This window comes from Kocuria himachalensis, assembly GCF_054784195.1.
On sequence record NZ_BAAGPL010000012.1, the window covers coordinates 43,631 to 66,427 of the forward strand.

Genomic DNA, 22,797 nt, shown 5'->3' on the forward strand with positions numbered 1-22,797 from the left:
CTGGGCCCATGACCGACCCCGTGGACCCCATCACCGTCGCCGCCGCGCGGGCCCGCACGGCCGCGGACGCGCACCGCGGCGTGGAGACCGACGCGTGGGTCGCCGGCATCGCCGCCTCAGGCGGCCCCCACCGGCCGGGGGCGCCCCGGCCCTCCGCGGGGGACGTCCTCTCCGGGCGCGACGACGCCCACACGGTCTCCTCCGAGGGCGGCCGCCGGTCCGCCGAGTGGGTCCTCGACCTCGCCGACCGGGGCGGCTGAGGCGGTCCGCTCCGCTCAGTCCACGGACTTCGGCTGCCCCGGCAGCTGCTGCTCGCAGCCGGGGGTGAGCCAGGCCTTCACGAAGCCGCCGGACTGGTAGGCGAACTCCCGCAGGGGCCCCCGCGGCACGGCCGGGTAATCGAAGGAGAGCACGTCCAGCTCCCCGGCGTAGCAGCGACCCAGCAGCAGGCGGGCCCGGGCGACGTGCTGACGGTAGGTGAGCACGCTGACGTGCTCCCACCCCCGCTGCTCGCTGAGCGCGCGCAGCTCCATGGCCTCGCCCTGGGTGGTCGAGGGGTCGGGGCGGAAGCAGATCACCTCGTAGTCCTGCTCTTCGTCCTCGGCGCAGGTCTGCGCGGCCCGCGCGTAGTACACCTCGCCCGAGGCGTCGCCGAGGTCGCGGGTGCCGGGGTTGGCCACGACCAGCACGGGCGCCACCCCGGCGTCCATGAGCCGCAGCGCCTCGGCCATGCGGGTCCGGTCCGGAGGACCCAGGACGAGGAGGGCGTCCGAGCGCGCCGGGACGTCGGTCCGGGGGTGCTGGAACACCGCCCAGCCGGCGATCAGCCAGACCAGGCCCAGGGCGAGCACCGGGACGAGCACCCAGGCCGGCCACGCGGAGCGGCGGGAGGTGCGGGCGCTGTGGGCGCTGTGGGCGCTGCGGGGCATCGGGGCCGCTCCTCGGCGGTCGTGGGGACGGAGTCCGGGTCAGCCGACATTGTCCCACCCGCGACGGGGCACGGGCACCGTGTGACGCGACGGGACCGATCGGGCGGGGTGGCACGGGCCTACGATGTAGGACGCCGGTGCGGTGCGCGCGGGCGTGCCGTGCGCACGGCAGTTCGACGACCGATGAGGACGGACCGCATGACGGTGGAGGACCAGTCCGGTGTGCTGTGCCGGGTGCCCATGCGCTGGGGCGACATGGACCCGTACGGGCACGTGAACAACGTGGAGGTCGTGCGGCTGCTCGAGGAGGCGAGGATCGCTGCCCTGGGCGTGCCCGTGGGCACCGGCGACCAGGTGGAGCCCCCGCTGATCCCGTTCTTCTCCGCGCTGCCGGAGGGCACACAGGCGCTGATCACCGAGAACCGGATCAGGTACCTCCGCCCCCTCGAGTACCGCAACACGCCGGTGGAGGTCCTGGTGTGGGTCGTCTCCGCCCGCGGCGGGGCGCTGACGCTGGGCTTCGAGATCACCGACGTGGTCTCGCGCCGGGCGTGCGTGCGGGCCGAGACCCAGCTCGCGTTCTTCGTGCCCGCCACCGGGACGGTGCTGCGCATCTCCGCGGAGCAGCAGGAGCTCCTCGCCCCGCACACGGGCCCGCGCGTCTTCCGCTGACCCGGACCGCCCCGGCGCGGCGCCGCTCAGGCCTCCGTGCGCGCCCGGTGGGCCGCCTGCGAGCGCCGGTACTGCGCCGCGAGCCGGACCGGGGCGTTGGGCGCGCCGAAGCCGGAGTACCCGTGGCGGCGCTCGACCACCTCGAAGAACACCGTGCCCAGGGTCTCCGTGTAGAAGTGCAGGAACTCGCCCTCGGAGTCACGGTCGTAGAGCAGGTGCAGCTCCTGCAGGGAGGCCACGAACGCGGCGTCGAGGTCGAAGCGGGCGTCGAGGTCCTCGTAGTAGTTCTGCGGCACGGGCAGGAACCGCAGCCCGCGCCGGCGTGCCCGCCGGGCCACGGCGAAGACGTCCGTGCAGGACAGCGCGACGTGCTCGGGGTAGGCCGCGCCCACGAAGGAGCCCTGCTCTGCGGCGGTCGGGGCCACGTTGAGCGGCATCCGCACCGCGCCGTTGGCCGAGCGCATCACCTGGCTGCGCACCAGCCCCGAGGGCCCGGGGACGTCCTGCGAGGCCTGCGCCTCGAGGGCGAGCACCGAGGTGTAGAACAGGACGGCCTCGTCGTAGTGCTGCCACGGCTGGGCCATGTTGATGTGGTCCACCCCGGTGACCAGGGCCCCGGTGTCGAGCTCGTCGTCCGCGCCGAACTCGCCCAGCCAGGCCGGGACCCCGTCCGCCGTGCGCTCGCAGAAGAAGATCTCCGTGCCGTCCGGGGCGAACACGCCGCGCAGCACCTGCTCGTCGTCGCGCTGGGAGCGGGGCACCGGCAGGGCCTCGAGCCGGGTGGCGCGCTCGACGGCGGCGTCCGGGTCGGCGACGTCGAAGCCGAGCGCGGCGACCTCGGTGGGGGAGCCGTCCGGGACCGCGTCGTTGACGACGACCCGCACCGGTCCCTGCACCCACACCTGCACGTTCTCCTTGGACCGGTGGTGCCCGCCCAGGGCGAAGCCGAGCTGGTGCAGGAGCCGGGTGGTCTCGCCGAGCCGCCCGGTGCGGATCTCCACGAAGTCGTGGCCGCTGGGCTCCTCGACCGCGGGCAGCGCCTGGAGCTCGAGCGTGTCCCGGGTCCGCTCCCCGGCCAGGGCCCGCCGGGTCTGGTCCTCGAGCCAGCGCAGGGAGCGCAGCCCGTCCACCGCGGTGCGGTTGACGTCGGCCTGGCGGAAGGCGTCGTTGAAGATCTCCAGGGAGACGGGCCCGTCGTAGCCCGCGCGGACCAGGTGGGACATGAAGCCCACCATGTCGAAGTCGCCCTCCCCCGGGAACACCCGGTGGTGGCGGGACCAGGAGAGGACGTCCAGGCTCAGCAGCGGGGCGTCGGCCAGCTGCACGAAGAAGATCTTCTCCGCCGCGATGTCCTCGATGGGCGCCGGGTCCCACGCGCGGGAGAGGATGTGGAAGCTGTCGAGGCAGGTCCCCACGCTCGGGTGGTCGGCCAGGTCCACGATCCGCTGGGCGCGCTCGAAGTCGTTGACGAACCTCCCCCACGCCAGCGCCTCGTAGGCCAGCCGCACACCGTGGCGCGCGGCGAGCCCGCCGAGCTGCCGCAGCTGCCCGGCCATGACCTCGTCGTCGTCGACCTCCGCCGTGGCCACGTTGGAGCACACGAGCAGGGTGTCCGTGCCGAGCCGGTTCATCAGCCGGAACTTGGCCTCGGCGCGCCGCAGGTTCGCGGCGAGCTGCTCCGGACCCACGGCGTCGAAGTCCCGGAAGGGCTGGTAGAGGTCCAGGCTCAGGCCCAGCTGCCCGGCGAGCCCCCGGATCTCCTCGGGGGACGAGGGGGAGACGACCAGGTCCTGCTCGAAGACCTCGATCCCGTCGAACCCGGCGGCCGCGGCGGCGTGCATCTTCTCCTCGAGGGTGCCCGAGAGGCAGACCGTGGCGATCGAGGTGCGCATCAGCGTGCCGCCCCCGAGACGGCCGGCTCGGCGGCTACCGGCTCAGCGGCGACCAGCTCCGCGGAGTCGTAGGATTCGAAGGCGCTGCAGATCCAGCCGGCCGGTGCGGCCGTGCGGGGCGTCCGGCCGGGCGGCGGCGGGGCCGGGGTCCCGGCGGTCGTCGCGGCTGAGCTCATGGAGGTCCTTCGGATCGGCCCACAGCACGACAATGTTCTCATATTGTGGGAATCGCTTCTGTTGTGTGATCATGATTGCTGTGAGCTGGTCCACATGTCAACCGCAGCGTGAACGGAGCACCGTCGTGAGAACACCGAGCCGGACCGCCGTCCTCGGCGCCGGGTGCCCCCGATGACGGCCCCGGAGCCGGCGGGGGCCTCCCGTCAGGACATGGTGGGCAAGGCCCTCCAGCTGCTGGAGCTGCTGGGGGAGCACCCGGGTGGGCTGACCGCGGCCGAGGCCACCAAGATCTGCGGCTACCCCTTCAGCACCACGTACCGGCTGCTCAACGCGCTCGTCCGGGACGGTTTCGCCGAGCTGCAGGAGGACAGGCGCTACGTCCTGGGCCTGAAGATCTTCCACGCAGCCCACAGCGTGGCCCAGCGCCTCGGGATCACCGGGACGGTCGTGCCCGTGCTGCGGCGGATGGTCGAGCGCACCGGGGAGTCCTGCCTGTTCGCCGTCCTGGACGGGGACCGCTTCCACACCCTCGCCAAGGAGGACGGGCCGGACTTCCGGGTCACCTCCGACCCCGGCTACCGCGGCTCGCTGCACTCCTCGGCCCTGGGGCTGTGCCTGCTCGCGTTCGCCCCGGAGGACGTGCGCGAGCACCTCGTCGGCGCGATCGAGCTCGAGCCGCGCACCCCGGGCACGCTCAGGGACCGGGACGAGCTGCGCCGGCGGATCGAGCGGGTCCGACGGGAGGGCTGGGCCACCCAGGACCAGGAGCACGACGTGGGGATGGTCGCCGTGGCGGTGCCCGTCCTGCGGCCGGGCGGGGGCTGCGTCGGCGCGCTCGCGCTGTCCGCGCCGGTGTTCCGGCACCGGCTGGAGGACCTCGTGGACATGGTGCCCGCCCTCCAGGAGGCGGCCGGGGAGCTGGGCGCGCGGCTCACCGGCTGAGCGGCCGGCGCCGGCTCAGGGGACGGACTGGCCGCGCGCCGCGGTGAGCAGGGCGTACCAGTCCTCGTGGCCCAGCCGGGACGCGAGCTCCTCCGCCGCGGCGCACGCGGCGATCCGCTCCGGGTCCGTGGTCCCCAGCACCGGGCGGATCCCGCCGGGGTGCTTCATGAGCCACGCGAGGACCACCGCCTCGCCGGAGGCGCCGTGCGCCGAGGCGATCCGGTGGACCGTCTCGGCGGTGGCCGCGGCGTGCTGGTCCTCCGGCGGGATCGGCGCACCGGTGTACAGGCCACGGGCCAGGGCGCCCCACGCCTGCACCTCGATGCCGTCGGCCGCGCAGTACTCCAGGAGCCCCTCCGGGAACGAGTGCTCCGCGCCCTCCGGGTGATTGGCCAGGATCTGCTGCTCCACGAAGCTCCGGTGCCGCAGGCTCAGCTCGAGCTGCACCGCGGTGACGGGCGTGGTGAGCACCTGCTGGTAGCGGGACACCTGGCGGGTCGACATGTTGGACAGGCCCACGGAGCGGATCAGCCCCTCCTTGCGCAGCGCGTCCAGGGTCCCGGCGACCTCCCGCGGGTCGGCCAGCGGGTCCGGCCGGTGCAGCATGAACCGCTCCACCGAGTCCACGCGAAGCCGGCGCAGGGATCCCTCGAGGCTGCTCCGGATCGTGTCCCGGTCCAGCCGGTAGTGGGTCGGCGCGCCGGGCGCGGCGGTGTTGCCCGGCAGGCGCACCCCGCACTTGGTCTGCAGGGTCACCCTCCGCGCCAGCTGCGGGTCCTCGGCGAGGAGCTCGCCGAAGACCTCCTCGGACTTCCCGTGGGCGTAGATGTCGGCGTGGTCGAAGTCCGTGATGCCGGCGTCCAGCGCGGCGTGCACGGCGGCCCGGGCGCGGTCCACGGTCCCGGCGCTGAGCGGGGCGTCGTCCCACGACCCGCCGATGGTCATGCAGCCGTAGATCAGGCGCGAGCTCATGGGCGGTCCTCTCCTTCGGGCACTCCGGCGTCCCGGGTGGGACTCTGCTGCTCCAGGCGCTGCTGCTCGGCGGCCCAGCGCAGGCGGGCGGCCGCCGCATAGGCGGCCCCGGACTCCTTCATCCGGCCCGCGTGCTCGTAGAGCCGGCCCAGAGCGGTGAAGCACTCCGCCTGATCCGTGGTCGTGGCCTCGGTCTCCTGGTAGAAGTCCAGCGCCCGGTTGTACGCGGTGATGGCCTGGGTGTGACGCTCGCCCAGTTCGTACACCCGTCCCAGGTTGACGTGGCACTGCGCCTGGTCCTGCGCCTCGTGCGGGGCGTCGAGGTACTGGCCCAGGGCGTCGAGGAGGTGCTCCTCGGCGTCGTGGGCGCGGTCCAGCTCGAGCAGCAGGCTGCCCAGGATCAAGTGCGTGCGGGCCTGGTGCTTGCCGCTGCCGGGAATGCGGCAGAAGAGCCCGAGGGCGTTCTCGTAGGCGGTGACGGCCCGGCCGGGGCGGTTCATCCCGAGGTAGAGGTGGCCCAGGTTGTAGTGGCAGGCGGCCTGCTCCTGGAGGGAGTTGCCCTCCTCCTCGAAGAGGACGATGGCCTGCTGGTAGGCGGTCTCGGCCTCGTCGAGCCGTCCGCGGTCCTCGGCGTCGAGGGCCCGGGTGAAGAACCCGTGCCCGTCCTGGGGGTAGCTCATGCGGATTCCTTTCTCGGCCGGGTCCTGCGGGGACGTCAGGGTGCTACGCGGGGTGCGGGTCCTGCGGGCGCGGGGCCCGGCGGCCCAGCACGAACCACAGCCCCGCGCCGGCGACGGGGAACGCGAGGATCACGAGCAGCCACAGCAGGCGCAGCACGGGGTCCAGGGCCGGGCTGCGCAGCAGGGAGACCGAGGCGGCGACCATCAGCACGACGACGACCGCTCCGGCCACCGTCGCACCGCTCTCCCACGCCCCCGTCCGCACGGCCTCGGCGCCGCCGGCCGCGAGGACGGTCCAGGTGCTCATGCATCGATCCTCGCACCGCGGGAGCGGGCGGACAAGGGCGGGCGCCGGGGCGTGCCGGTCTCCGGTCCCCCGTAGAGTGGGCTGCGCCACCGCTCAGCACGCTGATAAAATGTGCATGTCGACTGCAACCCCGAGGAGAGTCCACGATGTCCACCTCCGACGACCGTCCGTACGACCAGGAATCCGCCCACGAGGAGCCCACCGCCGGGCCCGCCGGCGGGAGGGACACGGACGACACCGGGGTGGAGCGCCACCCGCCCAGCTCGGCGACCGAGCTCTGGGACCACAATGCCTACGGGCGGGAGGACGGCGACATCGGCGGCTCCGCGACATCGGGCGCCACCGACACGCGCGACCCGCGCGGCGGGGCCCCCGCCTACAACATCGACGCCGGGGACGACGACGCCGTGCGTCACGGCGACGACTCCGGCCGCGACGACGGCTCGAACGTGCGCGAGACGGGCGAGTCGCTGACCGGGGCGGACGCCACGGCCGGCCACGGCCGCGAGAGCGTCGGCGACGAGGAGCGCGACGACCGGCGCGGCGACGTGTCCGGCGCCGGCGGACAGGCCTTCGACCAGGAGAGGACCGGCCGGGACAGCGCCGTCCGGGACAGCGCCGTCCGGGACAGCGCCGTCCGGGACAGCGCCGTCCGGGACAGCAACGGCCGGGCCGCCGGGGACCGGGACGAGACGGCTCCGGGCGCCACGGACCGGGCCACGGCGGAGCGCGGCGCCGGCCGCCACGTCGCCGGGGACGGGACCGGCGACCTCGGGACCGCCGGGAACGGGCGCGGTGAGCACCCGGGAGAGAGCCCGTCCGTGGTCCGGCACGAGGAGCGGCTGCGGGTCGGGACGGAACGGGTCGAGTCCGGACGGGCCCGGCTGCGCAAGTACGTGGTGGAGGAGCCGGTGCGCGCGGAGCAGACCCTGGCGTCCGAGGACGTCGAGGAGGTCCGCACGCCCGTCACCGAGGAGGAGCGCGAGGCGTTCCTCGCCGGCCGGGAGCTGCCGGTGGGGGAGGACGAGGTCATCCTCTACCGCGAGGTGCCCGTGGTGCAGACGGTGCGCGTGCCGTACGAGCGGGTGCGCCTGGTCGTGCGCCGCACGGAGCGCACCGAGGTCGTCGAGGAGACCGTGCGCCAGGAGCGGATCGACGTCGAGGAGGACTGAGCCCCCGTCCCGGACCCCCTCGGCCCCACGGTCGAGGGGGTCCGTCGCGCCGCCGTGGGACGTCCCGCTGCGCGGCCGGCGCCTGTTCACCCAGCGCGGAGGCCGCGCCCGGGGCTTGTGCCCCGCCTCACGGGAGTGAAGTAATGGCAAGTGAGCTGGTCGTTCCGGTCCGTGCGGGCCGGGGCCGGCCGGTGTCGACCACATTTCGACGACCGGGAGGTCCACCATGCGCAAGAGGCTGAACAGGATGCGGCAGAAGGTCGAGGGGCAGGCGCCCATGGCTCCCGGCGTCCCCGGGAGCGAGACCGCCCCGGTCGCGGAGCCCACCGCGCCCCGCCCGCCGCTGCCGCCCAAGCCGGACCAGGGCACGCCCGAGCCCGTGAGCCCCACGGGCCAGGACACGGGGATCGACCCCACCCTCAACGCCCAGGGCGGGGAGCACCTGACCACCGCCCACGGCTCCCGGCGCGGCGACACCGACCACTCCCTGAAGGCGGGCCGGCGGGGACCCGTGCTCCTGCAGGACCACCACTTCCGGGAAAAGATCAGCCACTTCGACCACGAGCGCATCCCGGAGCGCGTGGTGCACGCCCGCGGCGCCGGCGCCCACGGCGTGTTCCGCTCCTACGGCACCGCGAGCAGGATCTCCTCCGCCGCCGTGTTCGGCAAGGACGTCGAGACCCCGGTCTTCGTGCGCTTCTCCACCGTGCTCGGCTCCCGCGGCTCCGCCGACCTCGCCCGGGACACCCGCGGCTTCGCCACGAAGTTCTACACCTCCGAGGGCACCTGGGACCTGGTGGGCAACAACATCCCCGTGTTCTTCATCCAGGACGCCATCAAGTTCCCGGACGTCGTCCACGCTGCCAAGCCCCACCCGGACCGGGAGATCCCGCAGGCGCAGTCCGCCCACGACACCTTCTGGGACTTCGTCTCCCTGCACACCGAGGCGCAGCACCACACGATCTGGAACATGTCGGACCGCGGCATCCCCCGGTCCTACCGCACGATGGAGGGCTTCGGCGTCCACACGTTCCGGCTCGTCGACGACGCCGGGCGCAGCGTGCTCGTGAAGTTCCACTGGAAGCCGAAGCTCGGCGTGCACTCCGTGCTGTGGGAGGAGGCGCAGATCGCGATGGGCATGGACCCCGACGTGCACCGCCGGGACCTCGCGGACGCCATCGAGGCGGGCGCCCACCCCGAGTGGGAGCTCGGCGTGCAGGTCTTCGAGGACAACGAGGAGCAGATGTTCGAGGGCATCGACCTGCTCGACCCCACGAAGTTCGTCCCGGAGGAGCTCGCGCCCGTCGAGCCGGTCGGACTGATGACGCTCAACCGCAACCCGTCGAACTACTTCGCCGAGACCGAGCAGGTCGCCTTCAACCCCAACAACCTGGTCCGCGGCATCGACGTCACCAACGACCCGCTGCTGCAGGGCCGGCTGTTCTCCTACCTGGACACCCAGCTCAGCCGGCTGGGCGGGCCCAACTGGACCCAGCTGCCGATCAACCGCCCGCACGCCCCCGTCAACGACATGCTCCGGGACGGGATGCACCAGACCGCCGTGCACTCCGGCGTCGCGCCCTACCACCCGAACTCGCTGGACGGGAACAACCCCTTCCCCGCCGACGAGCCGGCCCGCCCCTTCATCGACCACCCGGCCCCGGTCGCGGAGTCGGTCAAGGAGCGCGGGAACCCCGCGACCTTCGAGGACCACTACAGCCAGACCCGCCTGTTCTGGCTGTCGATGAGCGACGTCGAGAAGGAGCACATCGCGCAGGCGTACACCTTCGAGCTCGGCAAGTGCTGGGAGCAGTCGGTCAAGGAGCGCCAGCTGCAGGCCCTGGCCAACATCGACGAGAAGCTGTGCGCCGCAGTCGCCCGGGGACTGGGCCTGCCGGCGCCGGGACCGACCGTCAAGCACGGGAAGATCCAGCCCAGTCCGGCCCTGTCCCAGGTCGGCGGGCAGTGGCCCCTCGACGGCCGCCAGGTGGGCATCGTGGTGGGTCCTGACCCCGACGAGAACGACCTCGTGGCCGTGGTCTCCGCGATCGACGACGCCGGGATGGTGCCGCTGGTCATCGCCCCGCACGGCGGGCCGGTCGGGCGCGGCGGGAAGGTCGTGGCCCACCGGACCTACCTCACGGCGCGCTCCGTCGAGTTCGACTCGGTGCTCGTGGCCGGTGCCGTCCCGCCGGCCCCGGACGCCCAGCAGGGCCTCGACGCGAAGGCCGGAGCCGTCACCCCCGGCGGCGTGGACCCGCGCGTGCACCTGCTCCTCGGCGAGGTGTTCCGCCAGGCCAAGGCCATCGGCACCTGGGGCGCCAAGGGCCAGGTGCTCGCCGCGGCGGGCCTGCCCGAGGGCGCGCCCGGCGTGGTCTCCGGCAAGGACGCCGCCGCCGTGGTCGAGCAGGTGGTCACGCTCATGAAGAGCCACCGCGCCTGGGAGCGGTTCCCGGTCTCCGGCCGCCTTTGACCGCCACCTCCCCTCCACGAGGTCGCCGCTCCTGCCCGGGGCCACCGCCGATCCGCGGTCGGCCCAGGGCAGGAGCGGTGACCTCGGCGGTCGGGGACGTCGTGGCGGGCGGTGCGGGAGCAGGTCAGAAGCGGCCCAGCTCCTCCCGCAGCGCCGAGCCGAGGTCGGGGTGGCGGAACCGGTAGCCCCGGTCGATGGCCCGGTCCGCCGAGACCCGCTGGTCCGCGAGCGCCATCAGCTCGGCGCCCTCGGACCCGAGCACGAGCTTCGGCCCGAACCCCGGGGTGGGCAGCAGCGCCGGCCGGCCCAGGACCTTGCCGAGGGTCCGGGCGTAGTCGCGGCCCGTCACCGGCATCGGGGCCACGGCGTTGACGGGCCCGTGCAGGCCGGGGGAGAGCACCGCGTGGGCGAACAGGCCCACCGCGTCGTCCAGCGAGATCCAGCTCAGCCACTGCTCCCCGGAGCCGAGCCGTCCGCCCAGCCCCGCGAGGAACAGGGGCAGCTGGGCCTTGAGGGCGCCGCCGGCGGGGCTCTGCACCACCCCGGTGCGCACCGTGACCACGCGGGTGCCGATGGCCTCGGCCTCCTGGGCGGCCTGCTCCCACGCCGTGCAGACCCCGGCGAGGAAGTCGTCGCCCGGCGCGGACTTCTCCGTGACGGTCTCCCCGTGCGTGTCGGCCCCGTAGTACCCGATCGCGGAGCCGTTGATCAGCGCGGAGGGGGCCTGGTCGCCGAGCGCGGTGAGGGCCCGGACGAGCAGCCGGGTGCCGAGCACCCGCGAGTCGTGGATCTGCTGCTTCGTCGAGTCCGTGAGCCGCCCGCCGATGCTGCGCCCGGCCAGGTTCACCACGACGTCCACACCCCGCAGCGCGGCGGGGTCCAGCTCCCCGGCCGCCGGGTCCCACGAGATCTCGAGGGGGGTGCGCGCCTCGCGGCGCACGAAGCGCCGGACCGTGTGGCCGCCGGTGCCCAGCAGCGCGGCCAGCTGCACGCCGATGGTGCCGGAGGCCCCCGTGACGGCGACGGTCAGGGGCCGGCCGGGGTAGCGGCCGAGGAGGTCGAGGTCGGCGGCCAGCCGCCGGGAGCGGGCCTCGAACTGGCGTCCCAGCGCGGGGCTCATTAGCCGGTCCCCGAACGCCCTGCTGCCCGGCAGCGCCGCGTACTCCACGGTGTCGGTGACCACGGTGCCGCCGTGCCCGTCGTCGTCGAACCGGTGCTGGTGCTCCCAGGAGGCGAGCGGGCCCTTCACCATCCGGTCCCGGAACTCCCGGCCCGGGACGAAGCCGTGGTGCTCCGCGGTCCAGGGCACCGAGGCCAGCCCGTAGGTGCCCGGCACGGCGACCCGGAGCCGGGACCGCGTCCCGTCCCGCAGCGGGGGCGAGGACTCCTCCACCACGGAGCCCGTCCACGCGGGCGTCAGCCGGGTGAGCGCCCCCGGGCGGGTGTGCCAGGCGAAGACGTCCTCGACGGGGTGGGGCACGCGGGAGCTGAACGTGAAGGTGGTCATGCGTGCCACTCAACCCGCATTGCCCCGGTTCGTCCAGGACCTCGGGCCGGGCGCCGTCCGTGTCCTCGCCCCGGTGGCCGGCGGCGGTCGCGGCGCGGTGCGGAACCACGGCCCGCGGACAGGGCTCCCACGGCTCCGCTTGCCCCCGGGCGGGCCGTCGCCCAGAGTGGGGGACGTGAACACCCCCGGACGCATCGTGCTCATCCGCCACGGCCAGACCGACTGGAACCTCGAGGAGAGGCTCCAGGGCGCCACGGACGTCCCGCTCAACGACGCCGGGCGGGAGCAGGCCCGGGCCGTCGCCCGGCACCTGCACGCCGAGGCCCTCGGCTGGGACGTGCTGGTCTCCTCGCCGCTCGGCCGGGCCGTGGAGACCGCACGGATCATCGGCGCGGTACTGGGCCTCGAGCTCGCGGCGACCTACGACGAGCTCGTGGAGCGCGGCTTCGGCCCGCACGAGGGCTCGCGCCTGGCCGGCCTCGAGGGGCCCGAGCGGGAGCGGGTCCTCTCCGCCGGGGAGCCGGCGGAGGCGGTCGCCCGCCGCGGTCTGTCGGCCCTGCGCCGGATCCGCGACGACCACCCCGGGCGCAGTGTGCTCGTCGTGGCGCACGGCTCGCTCATCCGCCTGACGGTCTCCGAGCTCAACGGGGAGGCCCATCCCAGGATCCGCAACTGCGAGGTGGTCCCCGTGCGGACGGAGGCCCTCGGCGCCGCGCGCCTGCGAGATGACGTGTCGGAGTCCACCGCACCCTGACAGCCCCGGCTTCGTTCAATAAGCTGAGGCCATCAGGGACGGTCCCACGAGGTGCCGTCCACCCCCTGCGGCGGCGACGGTGGCGCACAGAACGCGCCCCCGGCCGTCCACGGCGACGAAGGCGTGATGCGGCTGTGGCCTCTGACCAGTACACGATCCCCGACGAGGACCGGACCGAGGCGCTCCGGGTGATCCCCCGGGCCCCCGAGTGGTCCGGGGACCGGGCGTGGATCAACGAGTACTACCGCCACGTGCCCCAGGACGACCTGCTCGCGCGCACCGAGGAGCAGCTGCGCGAGCGGGCCGACCACCACCACGAGGTGGCCCGGGTCCGCGCGCCCCGGGAGATCGCCGTGGGCGTGCGCCAGGAGGACTCGACGTCCGTGGTCTTCGTGGTCACCGAGGACGTCCCCTACCTCGTGAGCACCGTGTCCGCGGAGATCGCCGCCAAGTGGGGCGGCGCCCGCCTGCTCATCCACCCCGTGCTCGTGGCCGCCCGGGACGCGGAGACCCACGAGCTGCGCCAGCTCCAGCAGGTGCCGGACTTCTCGGCCAGCTCCAGCGGCGACACCACCGCGCTGCCGAGCCTGGCCGGCTTCCGCTCGGACGGCGGCACCACGCACGTCGTGGAGTCCTGGATCTCCGTGGAGCTCTCCCGGCAGATCTCGGACGAGACCGCCCAGGAGCTCGTGGCCCGGCTCTCGAGCCTGCTCGAGGACGTCCAGCGGGTCGACGACGACCAGGTGGACCTCAAGGAGCGCGTCGGGCAGCTCGCGGACGAGCTGGACCGGCTGCGGCAGCTGGACCTGCCCGAGGGTGGGCACCCGCCCCTGGTCGAACCGTCCCAGGAGTTCCTGCGCTGGCTGGTCCGGGGCAACTTCATCCTCATGGGGTTCAAGGAGTACGACCTCGAGGACTCCGGCGACGGGCTCTCCCTGGTCAGCCGCCCCGGCACCGGCCTCGGCCTGCTCGTCGAGCACGACCGCAAGCCGCACCGTCAGGTCCTGACCGGGCTCGGCCGGGAGCACGCGCGCGAGGCCGGCACGCTGTTCATCACGAAGGCCAACCGCCGCTCGTCGATCCACCGCCGGGAGTACCTCGACTACATCGGCGTCGCCAAGTACGACGACGAGGGCCGGATCGTGGGCGAGTACCTCGTGCTGGGGCTGTTCACCCGCCGCGCCTACAACACGCCGGCCCGCGAGACGCCGCTGATCAAGGAGAAGATGGCCGACGTCGCCGAGCGGTTCGGCTTCCTCGAGGACTCGCACTCGGCCCGGGACCTCATGGGCAACATCGAGGACTACCCGCGCGACGAGCTGTTCCACATGACCGCGGACGAGCTCTACGACATCATGCGCGGCGTCATGGGCCTGGACGAACGGCGGCAGACCCGCCTGTTCCTGCGCCAGGACCACTTCGGCCGGTTCATGTCCGCCGTCGTCTTCCTGCCCCGCGACCGGTACAACACGTCGGTGCGCGGGCGGATCGAGGCCGAGCTCCGGCGCACGTTCGACGCCGAGTCCATCGACTTCGACGCCCGGCTCTCCTCCTCGACCCTCGCCCGCCTGTTCTTCCGCATCCGGCTGCCGTACACCGGTCAGGTGCAGTCCTTCGACCGCTCGGGCCTCGAGGCGCGGCTGCGGGCCGCGGTGCGGTCCTGGTCCGAGGCGCTGGCGCGCGCAATCCACCGGCACTTCCCGGAGGAGCTCGCGCGGACCCACGCCGAGAACTGGGCGGAGGCGTTCCCGGACGCCTACCGGGCGGACTACGAGATCAAGGAGGCCGTCGAGGACCTCCAGCGCTGCGAGGAGCTGTGGGGGCGGGACCCGCACTTCCCGGCGGAGGTGCGCGTCGTCGACGACCCCGGGGGCGTGCGGCTGAACATCTACCTCACCCGCTCCCTGTCCCTCACCGAGCTGCTGCCGATGCTGCAGAACCTGGGCCTGACGGTCCTGGACCAGAAGCCGTACGAGGTCACCCCCGCCGACGGCCGCCACTTCCAGCTCTACGACTTCGGGGTGCGGCTGCCGGAGGGCGTGGACGCGATCGGCCCGGAGGACGCCAAGACCGAGGACCTCATCGAGGACACGCTGTGCGCGGTACTGTCCCACGGCTCCGAGTCGGACTCCCTGAACCGGCTGGTCCTGACGGAGCGCATGACATGGCGGACCGTGGCCGTGCTGCGCTCCTACGTCCGGTACCTCCTGCAGCTGGGGCACCCCAACTCGTTCGACTACATCGCGGACACGCTCCTGGGGTTCCCGCGGGTCACCCGGGCGCTGGTCGAGTTCTTCGACGCGAGCTTCAACCCGGCGCTCGACGACGCCGTGCGCGGCTCCCAGCGCGACGCCGCCCACGGCCGGCTGACCGAGGCCCTGGACGAGGTGCCCACCCTGGACGCCGACAAGCTGCTGCGCGCGCTGGCCGAGATCATGGCCGCGACCCTGCGCACCAACGTGTACCGGCACCGCCCCACCATGGCGTTCAAGCTGGACCCCCGGCGGATCAGCACGGCCCCGCTGCCGCACCCCATGTTCGAGGTGTGGGTGTGGTCCCCACGGGTCGAGGGCACGCACCTGCGCTTCGGGCCGGTGGCCCGCGGCGGCCTGCGCTGGTCGGACCGCCGCGAGGACTTCCGCACCGAGGTCCTGGGCCTGGTGAAGGCGCAGATGGTGAAGAACTCGGTGATCGTGCCCAACGGGGCGAAGGGCGGGTTCTACCCCAAGCAGCTGCCGGAGCCGGCCGTGGACCGCGACGCCTGGGTGGCCGAGGGCCGGGAGGCGTACAAGCTGTTCATCGCCTCCCTGCTGGACATCACCGACAACCTCGTCCGGGACGAGTCCGGCCAGGACGTCGTCGTGCACCCCGAGAACGTGGTGCGCCGCGACGGCCAGGACTCCTACCTGGTGGTGGCCGCGGACAAGGGGACGGCGTCCTTCTCGGACACCGCCAACGCGATCTCCGCGGAGTACGGCTTCTGGCTCGGGGACGCCTTCGCCTCGGGCGGCTCGGTGGGCTACGACCACAAGGCCATGGGCATCACCGCCCGGGGGGCGTGGGAGTCCGTGAAGCGGCACTTCTTCGCGCTGGGCGTCGACACCCAGACGGAGGACTTCACCGTGGTGGGCGTGGGCGACATGTCCGGCGACGTGTTCGGCAACGGCATGCTGCTGTCCGAGCACATCCGGCTGCTCGCCGCGTTCGACCACCGCGACATCTTCCTCGACCCCGACCCCGACCCGGCCGTCTCCTACGCCGAGCGCGAGCGGCTGTTCGGCCGCCCCCGGTCCTCGTGGCAGGACTACGACCCGGAGAAGATCTCGGCCGGCGGCGGTGTGTACTCGCGCACCGCGAAGTCCGTGCCGATCTCCCCGCAGGTCCGCGAGGCCCTCGACCTCGACGACGGCGTCGAGGAGCTCTCCCCGATCGAGCTGATGCGGGCGATCCTGACGGCGCCCGCCGACCTGCTGTACAACGGCGGGATCGGCACGTACGTGAAGTCGGCGCAGGAGACCTCCACGGACGTGGGGGACAAGGCCAACGACACCATCCGCGTCGACGGCCAGGACCTGCGGGTCAAGGTCGTCGCCGAGGGCGGCAACCTGGGCTGCACCCAGCTCGGCCGCGTGGAGGCCGCGCTCAACGGGGTGCTGATCAACACGGACGCGATCGACAACTCCGGCGGTGTGGAGTCCTCCGACCGCGAGGTCAACATCAAGATCCTCGTGGACCGCATGGTCGTGGCCGGGGAGCTCACCGCGCAGGAGCGCGCCGGCTTCATCGAGGCCATGACCGACGAGGTCGCCGGGCTCGTGCTCGAGACGAACGTGGCGCAGAACGTGCTGCTCACCACGGAGAGGGCGCGCGTGCGGGCCCTCAACGAGGCCTACATCCGCTTCACGCACTGGCTCGAGGAGGAGGCCGACCTCGACCGGGAGATCGAGTTCCTGCCCTCCGACGAGCAGCTGCGCGAGCGGGTCCGCGCCGGCCAGGGGTTCACGTCCCCGGAGCTGTCCGTGCTGGCGGCCTACGCCAAGATCCAGCTCTCGGAGGCCCTGGTCGACGGCGGCCTGGCCGAGGATCCGTGGTTCGAGGAGGTCCTGGAGGCCTACTTCCCGGAGCAGATCACCCAGCGCTTCGGCGAGCTCGTCGGCACCCACCCCCTGCGCGCCGAGATCATCTGCACGATGGTGGCCAACCAGATGGTCAACTACGGCGGCATCCCCTTCGTCTACCGGGTGATGGAGGAGACCGGGTGCGGGCCCGTGGAGGTGGCCCGGGCGTTCGTGGCGGCCGTGCAGATCTACGAGATCGACCGCTACGCCCACCAGCACCGGGAGCTGCCCGCGGACGTGCCCACCGAGATGTGGGACCGGATGTTCCTGGACATGCGCCGCCTGCTGGACCGCGTGGTGCGCTGGCTCATCAACCGGGAGGAGACCGCCAACCCGGTCGCCGAGGTCATCGACCGCTACAAGCCCACCGTGGACATCCGCTTCCTCGAGGACCGGCTGCTCGGGGAGGACTCCCGGCAGCGGGTCGACTCGCGGGCGGAGGCCGCCGAGCGGCAGGGCGTCCCCGGGCCGCTGGCCACGGAGTGGTCGCAGCTGCTGGACGCGTTCGCGCTGCTCGACGTCGCCCGCCTCGCCCACGCCTCCGGCGAGGCGGTCACCGAGGACGGCGAGCTCGACGAGGAGCAGATCAAGACCATCGCCAAGGTCTACTTCCGGCTCTACGACCGCTACCGCATCGAGAGCCTGCTCAACCGCATCACCGGCCTGCCGCAGACCACGCGCTGGGAGAACCTCGCGCGGATGTCCATGCGGGAGGACGTATACGCGACCCTGGTGGCCCTCGCCGACCAGGCGCTCGAGGCATCCGGGCAGGACGCGCGGGAGAAGGTGGAGTCCTGGGAGTCCAGCAACGAGTCCCGCCTGGCCCGGCTGCGCGAGGTGCTGGGGGAGATCGAGGCCGAGGACACGGGCGAGGCGTCCACCGAGCTCGCGTCCCTGTCCGTGGCGCTGCGGACCATGCGCAGCGCCCTGGTCGAGTAGGACGGCCCCGTGCAGGGAACGGCCGCGGTCGTCGGCTCGGGGCCCAACGGGCTCGCCGCGGCCGTGGTGCTGGCCCGCGCGGGGCTCGACGTCACGGTCCACGAGGCGGCGGGCGCGGCCGGGGGAGCGGCCCGTTCCGCGGCCGTGCTCGGCCCCGGCACGGTGGTCGACCTCGGCTCCGCCGTCCACCCCTTCGGCGTGGCCAGCCCCCTGTTCGCGCAGCTGGGCCTGCACCGGCACGGCCTCGAGTGGCTGCACCCGCCGGTCGTCGCCGCGCACCCGCTCGACGACGGCCCGCCGGGCCTGCTCCACCGCTCGCTCGAGCGCACGGCGGAGGGGCTGGGCGCGGACGGCCGGGCGTGGTCCCTGCTGCACCGCGGCGTGGTGGAGCGCTGGGAGGAGACGGTCCAGTCGGTGCTGGGCCCGCTCGTGCGCGTGCCCGAGCACCCGCGGGCGCTGGCGTCCTTCGGCCTGCGCGCGCCGTGGCCCGCCGCGGCCACGGCCCGGGCGCTGTTCCGCACCGAGCAGGCCCGGGGCCTCTTCGCCGGGTCCGCCGCCCACGCGGTGCTGCCCCCGCGGCACGTCCTGACCTCCGCGTTCGGGACGCTGTTCGGCGCCGCCGCCCACGCCACGGGGTGGCCGGTCGCGCGCGGCGGGTCCCAGGCCGTCGTGGACGCCCTGGTGGCCGACCTCAAGGAGCACGGCGGGCGGGTGCTCGTCCACTCCCCGGTGACGGACCTCGCCCAGGTCCGCCCGGCCGACGTCGTCCTCCTGGACCTCACGCCCCGGCAGGTGCTGGGCCTGCGCGGGCTCGAGCTGCCGGACCGGTACCGGCGGGCCCTCGCCCGGTGGCGCTACGGCACGGCCTCCTACAAGGTGGACCTGCTGCTGGACGGCCCCGTGCCGTGGCGGGACCCGCAGGTGGCCGAGGCCGGGACCGTGCACGTGGGCGGGACGCTCGCCGAGATCGGCGCCGCGGAGCAGCAGGCCCGGGCGGGCCGGCTGCCGGAGCGCCCGTTCGTGCTCGTGGCCCAGCAGGGGGCCGCCGACCCGTCCCGGGCGCCGGTGGGCCGGCAGGTGCTGTGGGCCTACGCCCACGTCCCCCACGGGTGCGACGACCCCCGGGCGGGGGAGCGGGTGCTCCAGCAGCTCGAGCGCTTCGCCCCCGGGGTCCGCGACCGGGTCCGCGAGCGTGTGGACACCTCGCCGGCCGGGCTGGAGGCGTGGAACGCGAACCTCGTGGGCGGGGACATCGGCGGCGGCGCCCTGGACGGGCTGCAGCAGGTGTTCCGGCCGGCCGTGCAGGCCGACCCCTACGCAACCGGCGTGCCGGGCGTCTGGCTGTGCTCGTCGTCGACCCCACCGGGCGGCGGGGTGCACGGCATGGCCGGGTACCACGCGGCCCGCAGAGCGCTGCGGGGCCTCGCGAGGAGCCGGCGGCCCGCCGGCTGACGAGGGCTCAGGCGCCGGCCCCGGCGTACTTCGTGGCCGCGAGCTCGCGGATCTGCGCCACGTAGCCCCGGGTCTCCGCGAACGGGGGGATCCCGCCGTGCCGCAGGACCGCCGTGGGCCCGGCGTTGTAGGCGGCGAGCACCAGGTCGATCTCCTCCTGGGCCGAGGCGGGCGCCAGCTCCTGCACCATGCGGCGCAGGTCCTTGAGGTAGATGCCCTGGGCGCGGATGGCCGCCCGCGGGTCGAAGGGGTCGCCCCGGCCGTAGCGCTTCCACGTGTCGGGCATGAACTGGGCCAGGCCCTGCGCCCCGGCGGGGCTGACGGCCTGCGGGTCCCACCGGCTCTCGACGTCCAGCTGGGCGGCCACGATCTCGGGCGGGAGCCCGGAGAGCTCGGCGGCGGCCAGGACGTCGTCGCCCCACGGCTCCGGGACCGGGACGGCGCGGCTGGGCTCCCCGCCGAGGGACGCCTCGCAGCACCCGGAGGTGTTGGCGTGGAAGAGTCCGGCGGCGCCGATCAGGAGCAGCACCACGGAGGCCAGCAGGAACCACGGGGAACCGCGCGGGGCGAGTTCCTCGGTGCCGGGGCGCGCGGGGTCCAGGACGGTGGTGGCCATCCGTTCCAGGCTAGGAGGCACCGTCCGTCCGGTCTGCGGCCTCTTGGGGGGACAGCCCGCCCCAGCGCCTACGATGAGGGCGTGACTGCCGAGATCATCGCTACCCTCATCACCGCCGCCCTGCTCGTCGTCGGGTGCCTCGGCGTCATCGTGCCGGTGCTGCCGGGCTCGGTCCTGATCGTGGTCGGCCTGCTCGTCTGGGCCTTCACGGTCCAGACCGTCGAGGGCTGGACCGTGCTGGCCGTCGGCTCCGCGCTGGCGATCGCCGGGATGGCCGCGAGCGCCGTGCTCACCGGGACCCGGCTCAAGCGCCGGCAGATCCCCAACCGCTCCCTCGTCTACGCCGCGGCGGGCGCCGTGGTGGGGCTGTTCGTGATCCCGGTGGTCGGGATCTTCGTGGGGTTCTTCGTGGGCCTGCTGCTGAGCGAGACCGCCCGTCAGCGGGACCTCCGGGCGGCGCTGGACTCCAGCTGGGCAGGTCTCAAGGCGGCGGGCCTGGGGATCGTCGTGGAGTTCGGGTGCGCGCTCGCCGCCTCCACGGTGTTCGTGCTGGGCGCGCTGGTCCTCTTCACGACGGCCTGAGCCCGGTCCCGCGACCGAGCCCGGTCCCGCGACCGAGCCCGGGGCCGTGATTGTGCCCGGGGCTGCGACTGCGCCCGTGCCGGGACGGGTCCCGGCACGGGCAGGGCCCGGACACCGCAGCGGGTGTCCGGGCCCTCGGCGTGCCGCGGCGCGTCAGCGCCAGGGCAGGGGGACCACCTCGACGTCCTGCCCGGCGGCCACGCCGCCCGGCGGGACCACGGCGATGACGTCCGCGTGCGCGAGGCCGCGCAGCATGTTCGCGCCGACCCGGTCCCGGGGGAAGACCGTCCCGTCCCGGAGGTAGCCGGGCACCAGGGCGGTGACCTTCTGGCCCGGCAGCTCCTCGGCCGCGGGCAGGGTGCGCGTGGCCGGGGGCTGGTCGCCGTGCAGCTTGGCCAGCAGGGGCTGGGCCACCGTGAAGATGCTGGTCATCGCGGCCAGCGGATTGCCGGGCAGGCCGACCACGAAGGGACCGTCCTCGGGCAGCCGCGCCAGGAACGTGGGGTGGCCCGGGCGCTGGGCGAGGCCGTCGAGCAGGAAGACCGCCCCGAGCTCCTGGAGCGCCGACCGGACGTGGTCGGCGTCGGAGTGCCCGGTCCCTCCGGTGGTGATGACCACCTCGGTGCGGGCGTCGAGCACCGACGCCATGCCGGAGGGCGCCTCGGTCAGGGCGGAGAGCATCGCCTTGGCGGTGTCCTCGACGCGCCGGAGCTGGTCCACGGAGCCGCCCAGCATCTCCACGAACGTGGGCAGCTGGGGGCCGAAGGCGTCCCGCACCTGGCCGGGCTCGGGGATCCCGTCCTCGACCACCTCGCTGCCGGTGAGCAGGATGGTCACGCGCGGACGGCGGCGGACCGGGAGCATGTCGTGGCCGCTGACGGCGGCGAAGGCGATGTGCGCCGGGTTGAGCAGGCACTCGGCGTGCAGGATGACGTCCCCGGCCGCGACCTCCTCCCCGGTGCGGCGGATGTTCTGCCCGTAGGGGATGTCCTCGGCCGAGGGGGCGTGGGCCGCGATCCTGAGCACGGTCCCCTCCTCGGACAGGTCCGCGTACTCGTCGCGCAGCACGGCCCGGGCCCCGGCCGGGACGAGCCCGCCGGTGACGATGCGGGTGGCCTCGCCCGGCTCCAGGTTGAGCACCGGGCGGTAGAGATCCCTCGGCGGGATGGTCAGCATCTTGCGGGGGTCCGTCTCCACGGGCTCGGGGAACACCACCGTCCACGGCTGGGGGCCGGCCACGGCGTAGCCGTCCATGGCGGAGGAGGCGTAGTGCGGGACCGGGATCGGAGCGGTGACGTCCTCGGCCAGGACCTCACCGAGCGCCTCCTGCAGGGGCAGCCAGTGGCTGGGCAGCGCCGTGGCGATCTCGTAGGAGAACTGCCGGGCCCGGTGCCAGTCGGCGTCGTGGACGGTCTCGACCTCCTCCGGGGCGCTCTCGGGCGTGCCGCTGTCGTCCTCGATGACGGGCAGCGCGTGCGTGTAGGGGCTGTTGGTGTCGTGGGGCAGGGGCAGTCCGGACATCAGTTCTCCTCGGGGGTTCGGGGGGCGGCGGGGACGAGGCCGCCGACGGTCTGCAGCGCACGGTCCAGGACGCGGTGCTCGTCCTCGCCCGCGGCCGCGGCGCGGCCCACGTGGTAGCCGAGCAGGTAGGCGGTGGGCGGGACGGCCGGGCGGACGGTGCCGTGGGCGATCCTGCCGGTGAGGCCCAGCACGGCGTCCAGGGGGAGCTCGGCGTCGGGGACGTCCAGGGCTCCGCGTACGGCCTCGACCCACCGCTCCAGGATCTCGTTCTCGGACGGGCTCAGGTCCTTGGGCATGCGCCGCTCCTCCCGGGCGGTGGAGCCGCCCGTTCGTGGTCAGGTCAGGTGGTGCCTGTGCACATCGTCCCACGTATCGACGTCCGCGGTGGCGTCCTCGGGCACGGTGACGTCCCGGAGCGGGAGGTCGCGCACGAAGGAGAACACGGACCGGTCCGCGGCGTCCTGTCCCGCGAACGCGCGGCGCAGCACGTCGCTGCGGTAGAGGGCGGCGAGGGGCTGACGGTGGCCGCCGGGCGGGACCGACACGTAGCCGGCGGCGCCGTCGCCGGTCCGGGCGGCCTCCAGCAGGAGGGGAACGGCCCGCGACACCCCGGGCATGTCGCACGCCAGCGTCATGGTCCAGCCGGCGGCGGGCAGCGCGTCGAGGGCGCGCAGCCCGGCGGCGATGCCCGCGGCCGGTCCGGAGAACGGCGGGTCCTCGCGGGTGCGCAGCACGCCCTCAGGGACGACCGGGTCCGGGGGGCCGACGACGACGACGCCCGCCGCGTCCCCGACCGCGTCCAGGGTGAGCTGCAGCAGGGTGCGCCCGGCCCGCCGCAGCCGGGCCTTGGGCCTGCCCCCCAGGCGGGCGGAGCGGCCGCCCGCCAGGACGACGGCGTGGAAGACCGGGGCCGGGGTGCTCACGCGCTCATCCGCCGGAGAAGGGCGGCAGGACGTCGAGCACCGCGTCGGCCGGGACCGTGGTGTCCGGGTCGGGGCAGGCCACCCCGTCGAGCAGGAAGCTCGACCGGGCCAGCACCTGGGCCAGCGGCGGCTGACCGGGCGGGGGCTGCGGGTGCCGCGCGACCAGCAG

At 74.1% G+C, this 22,797-nt stretch carries 20 protein-coding genes; 9 read left to right on the forward strand and 11 right to left on the reverse strand.

Annotated elements, in window-relative coordinates; translation table 11 throughout:
• Positions 1-8 precede the first annotated feature (8 nt).
• Positions 9-260: a hypothetical protein gene (locus tag ACYVM4_RS08490; RefSeq protein ID WP_460668235.1), complete on the forward strand. Its 252-nt coding sequence runs from the start codon at positions 9-11 to the stop codon at positions 258-260.
• Positions 261-275: 15 nt separating this feature from the next.
• Here ACYVM4_RS08490 and ACYVM4_RS08495 read toward each other — a convergent pair whose 3' ends face one another.
• Positions 276-929, reverse strand: coding sequence for a YdcF family protein (locus ACYVM4_RS08495; RefSeq protein ID WP_368822848.1), 654 nt, complete (start codon positions 927-929; stop codon positions 276-278).
• A 198-nt stretch (positions 930-1,127) separates the two neighbouring features.
• Here ACYVM4_RS08495 and ACYVM4_RS08500 point away from each other — a divergent pair, with 198 nt between their 5' ends.
• Positions 1,128-1,601 carry an acyl-CoA thioesterase gene (locus tag ACYVM4_RS08500; protein WP_368822847.1) on the forward strand — a complete coding sequence of 158 codons (474 nt, stop codon included), beginning with the start codon at positions 1,128-1,130 and terminating at the stop codon, positions 1,599-1,601.
• Positions 1,602-1,627: 26 nt separating this feature from the next.
• Here the strand turns inward: ACYVM4_RS08500 and ACYVM4_RS08505 are convergent, their stop codons facing one another.
• Positions 1,628-3,493, reverse strand: coding sequence for a bifunctional sugar phosphate isomerase/epimerase/4-hydroxyphenylpyruvate dioxygenase family protein (locus ACYVM4_RS08505; RefSeq protein ID WP_460668236.1), 1,866 nt, complete (start codon positions 3,491-3,493; stop codon positions 1,628-1,630).
• Positions 3,493-3,669: a hypothetical protein gene (locus ACYVM4_RS08510; RefSeq protein ID WP_460668237.1), complete on the reverse strand. Its 177-nt coding sequence runs from the start codon at positions 3,667-3,669 to the stop codon at positions 3,493-3,495. Before ACYVM4_RS08510 ends, ACYVM4_RS08505 begins: the two co-directional genes overlap by 1 nt.
• A gap of 172 nt (positions 3,670-3,841) precedes the next feature.
• Here ACYVM4_RS08510 and ACYVM4_RS08515 point away from each other — a divergent pair, with 172 nt between their 5' ends.
• Complete coding sequence (locus ACYVM4_RS08515) at positions 3,842-4,612, forward strand: IclR family transcriptional regulator (RefSeq protein ID WP_460668238.1); 771 nt, start codon at positions 3,842-3,844, stop codon at positions 4,610-4,612.
• Between the two features lie 15 nt (positions 4,613-4,627).
• Here the strand turns inward: ACYVM4_RS08515 and ACYVM4_RS08520 are convergent, their stop codons facing one another.
• Genes ACYVM4_RS08520 through ACYVM4_RS08530 form a run of 3 tightly spaced genes read right to left on the reverse strand, consistent with a single transcriptional unit; the run spans position 4,628 to position 6,571 of the window.
• On the reverse strand, positions 4,628-5,584 hold the full coding sequence (locus ACYVM4_RS08520) for an aldo/keto reductase (protein ID WP_460668239.1): 957 nt from the start codon (positions 5,582-5,584) through the stop codon (positions 4,628-4,630).
• The gene (locus ACYVM4_RS08525; protein ID WP_368822841.1) at positions 5,581-6,264 is read right to left on the reverse strand and encodes a tetratricopeptide repeat protein; all 684 of its coding nucleotides are present in this window, start codon (positions 6,262-6,264) and stop codon (positions 5,581-5,583) included. Before ACYVM4_RS08525 ends, ACYVM4_RS08520 begins: the two co-directional genes overlap by 4 nt.
• 43 nt (positions 6,265-6,307) lie before the next feature.
• A complete protein-coding gene (locus tag ACYVM4_RS08530) occupies positions 6,308-6,571 on the reverse strand; it encodes a PLDc N-terminal domain-containing protein (protein WP_368822840.1) in 264 nt (87 codons plus the stop codon).
• 146 nt (positions 6,572-6,717) lie between these two features.
• On the opposite strand from ACYVM4_RS08530, the gene ACYVM4_RS08535 reads away from it, so the two are divergent.
• Positions 6,718-7,743, forward strand: a complete 1,026-nt coding sequence (locus tag ACYVM4_RS08535) for a YsnF/AvaK domain-containing protein (protein WP_460668240.1) — start codon at positions 6,718-6,720, stop codon at positions 7,741-7,743.
• Between the two features lie 226 nt (positions 7,744-7,969).
• The gene (locus ACYVM4_RS08540) at positions 7,970-10,216 is read left to right on the forward strand and encodes a catalase (RefSeq protein WP_460668241.1); all 2,247 of its coding nucleotides are present in this window, start codon (positions 7,970-7,972) and stop codon (positions 10,214-10,216) included.
• A 124-nt stretch (positions 10,217-10,340) separates the two neighbouring features.
• Here the strand turns inward: ACYVM4_RS08540 and ACYVM4_RS08545 are convergent, their stop codons facing one another.
• A complete protein-coding gene (locus tag ACYVM4_RS08545; RefSeq protein WP_460668242.1) occupies positions 10,341-11,723 on the reverse strand; it encodes a TIGR01777 family oxidoreductase in 1,383 nt (460 codons plus the stop codon).
• A 175-nt stretch (positions 11,724-11,898) separates the two neighbouring features.
• Here ACYVM4_RS08545 and ACYVM4_RS08550 point away from each other — a divergent pair, with 175 nt between their 5' ends.
• The 3 genes from ACYVM4_RS08550 (at position 11,899) to ACYVM4_RS08560 (ending at position 18,986) form a co-directional block, all read left to right on the forward strand.
• On the forward strand, positions 11,899-12,477 hold the full coding sequence (locus ACYVM4_RS08550) for a histidine phosphatase family protein (RefSeq protein ID WP_460668243.1): 579 nt from the start codon (positions 11,899-11,901) through the stop codon (positions 12,475-12,477).
• Between the two features lie 134 nt (positions 12,478-12,611).
• Positions 12,612-17,534: an NAD-glutamate dehydrogenase gene (locus ACYVM4_RS08555; protein ID WP_460668244.1), complete on the forward strand. Its 4,923-nt coding sequence runs from the start codon at positions 12,612-12,614 to the stop codon at positions 17,532-17,534.
• A 9-nt stretch (positions 17,535-17,543) separates the two neighbouring features.
• The gene (locus tag ACYVM4_RS08560; protein ID WP_460668245.1) at positions 17,544-18,986 is read left to right on the forward strand and encodes a phytoene desaturase family protein; all 1,443 of its coding nucleotides are present in this window, start codon (positions 17,544-17,546) and stop codon (positions 18,984-18,986) included.
• 7 nt (positions 18,987-18,993) lie between these two features.
• On the opposite strand, the gene ACYVM4_RS08565 is transcribed toward ACYVM4_RS08560, so the two are convergent.
• Positions 18,994-19,602, reverse strand: coding sequence for a transglycosylase SLT domain-containing protein (locus ACYVM4_RS08565; protein WP_368822834.1), 609 nt, complete (start codon positions 19,600-19,602; stop codon positions 18,994-18,996).
• Between the two features lie 81 nt (positions 19,603-19,683).
• On the opposite strand from ACYVM4_RS08565, the gene ACYVM4_RS08570 reads away from it, so the two are divergent.
• On the forward strand, positions 19,684-20,184 hold the full coding sequence (locus ACYVM4_RS08570) for a DUF456 domain-containing protein (protein WP_368822833.1): 501 nt from the start codon (positions 19,684-19,686) through the stop codon (positions 20,182-20,184).
• Between the two features lie 153 nt (positions 20,185-20,337).
• Here ACYVM4_RS08570 and ACYVM4_RS08575 read toward each other — a convergent pair whose 3' ends face one another.
• The 3 genes from ACYVM4_RS08575 to mobA are packed head-to-tail and all read right to left on the reverse strand — an operon-like array spanning position 20,338 to position 22,628.
• A complete protein-coding gene (locus tag ACYVM4_RS08575; RefSeq protein WP_368822832.1) occupies positions 20,338-21,705 on the reverse strand; it encodes a molybdopterin molybdotransferase MoeA in 1,368 nt (455 codons plus the stop codon).
• The gene (locus tag ACYVM4_RS08580; RefSeq protein ID WP_368822831.1) at positions 21,705-22,001 is read right to left on the reverse strand and encodes a DUF6457 domain-containing protein; all 297 of its coding nucleotides are present in this window, start codon (positions 21,999-22,001) and stop codon (positions 21,705-21,707) included. Before ACYVM4_RS08580 ends, ACYVM4_RS08575 begins: the two co-directional genes overlap by 1 nt.
• Positions 22,002-22,040: 39 nt before the next feature.
• Positions 22,041-22,628, reverse strand: a complete 588-nt coding sequence (gene mobA / locus ACYVM4_RS08585) for a molybdenum cofactor guanylyltransferase (RefSeq protein WP_460668246.1) — start codon at positions 22,626-22,628, stop codon at positions 22,041-22,043.
• Between the last annotated feature and the right edge of the window lie 169 nt (positions 22,629-22,797).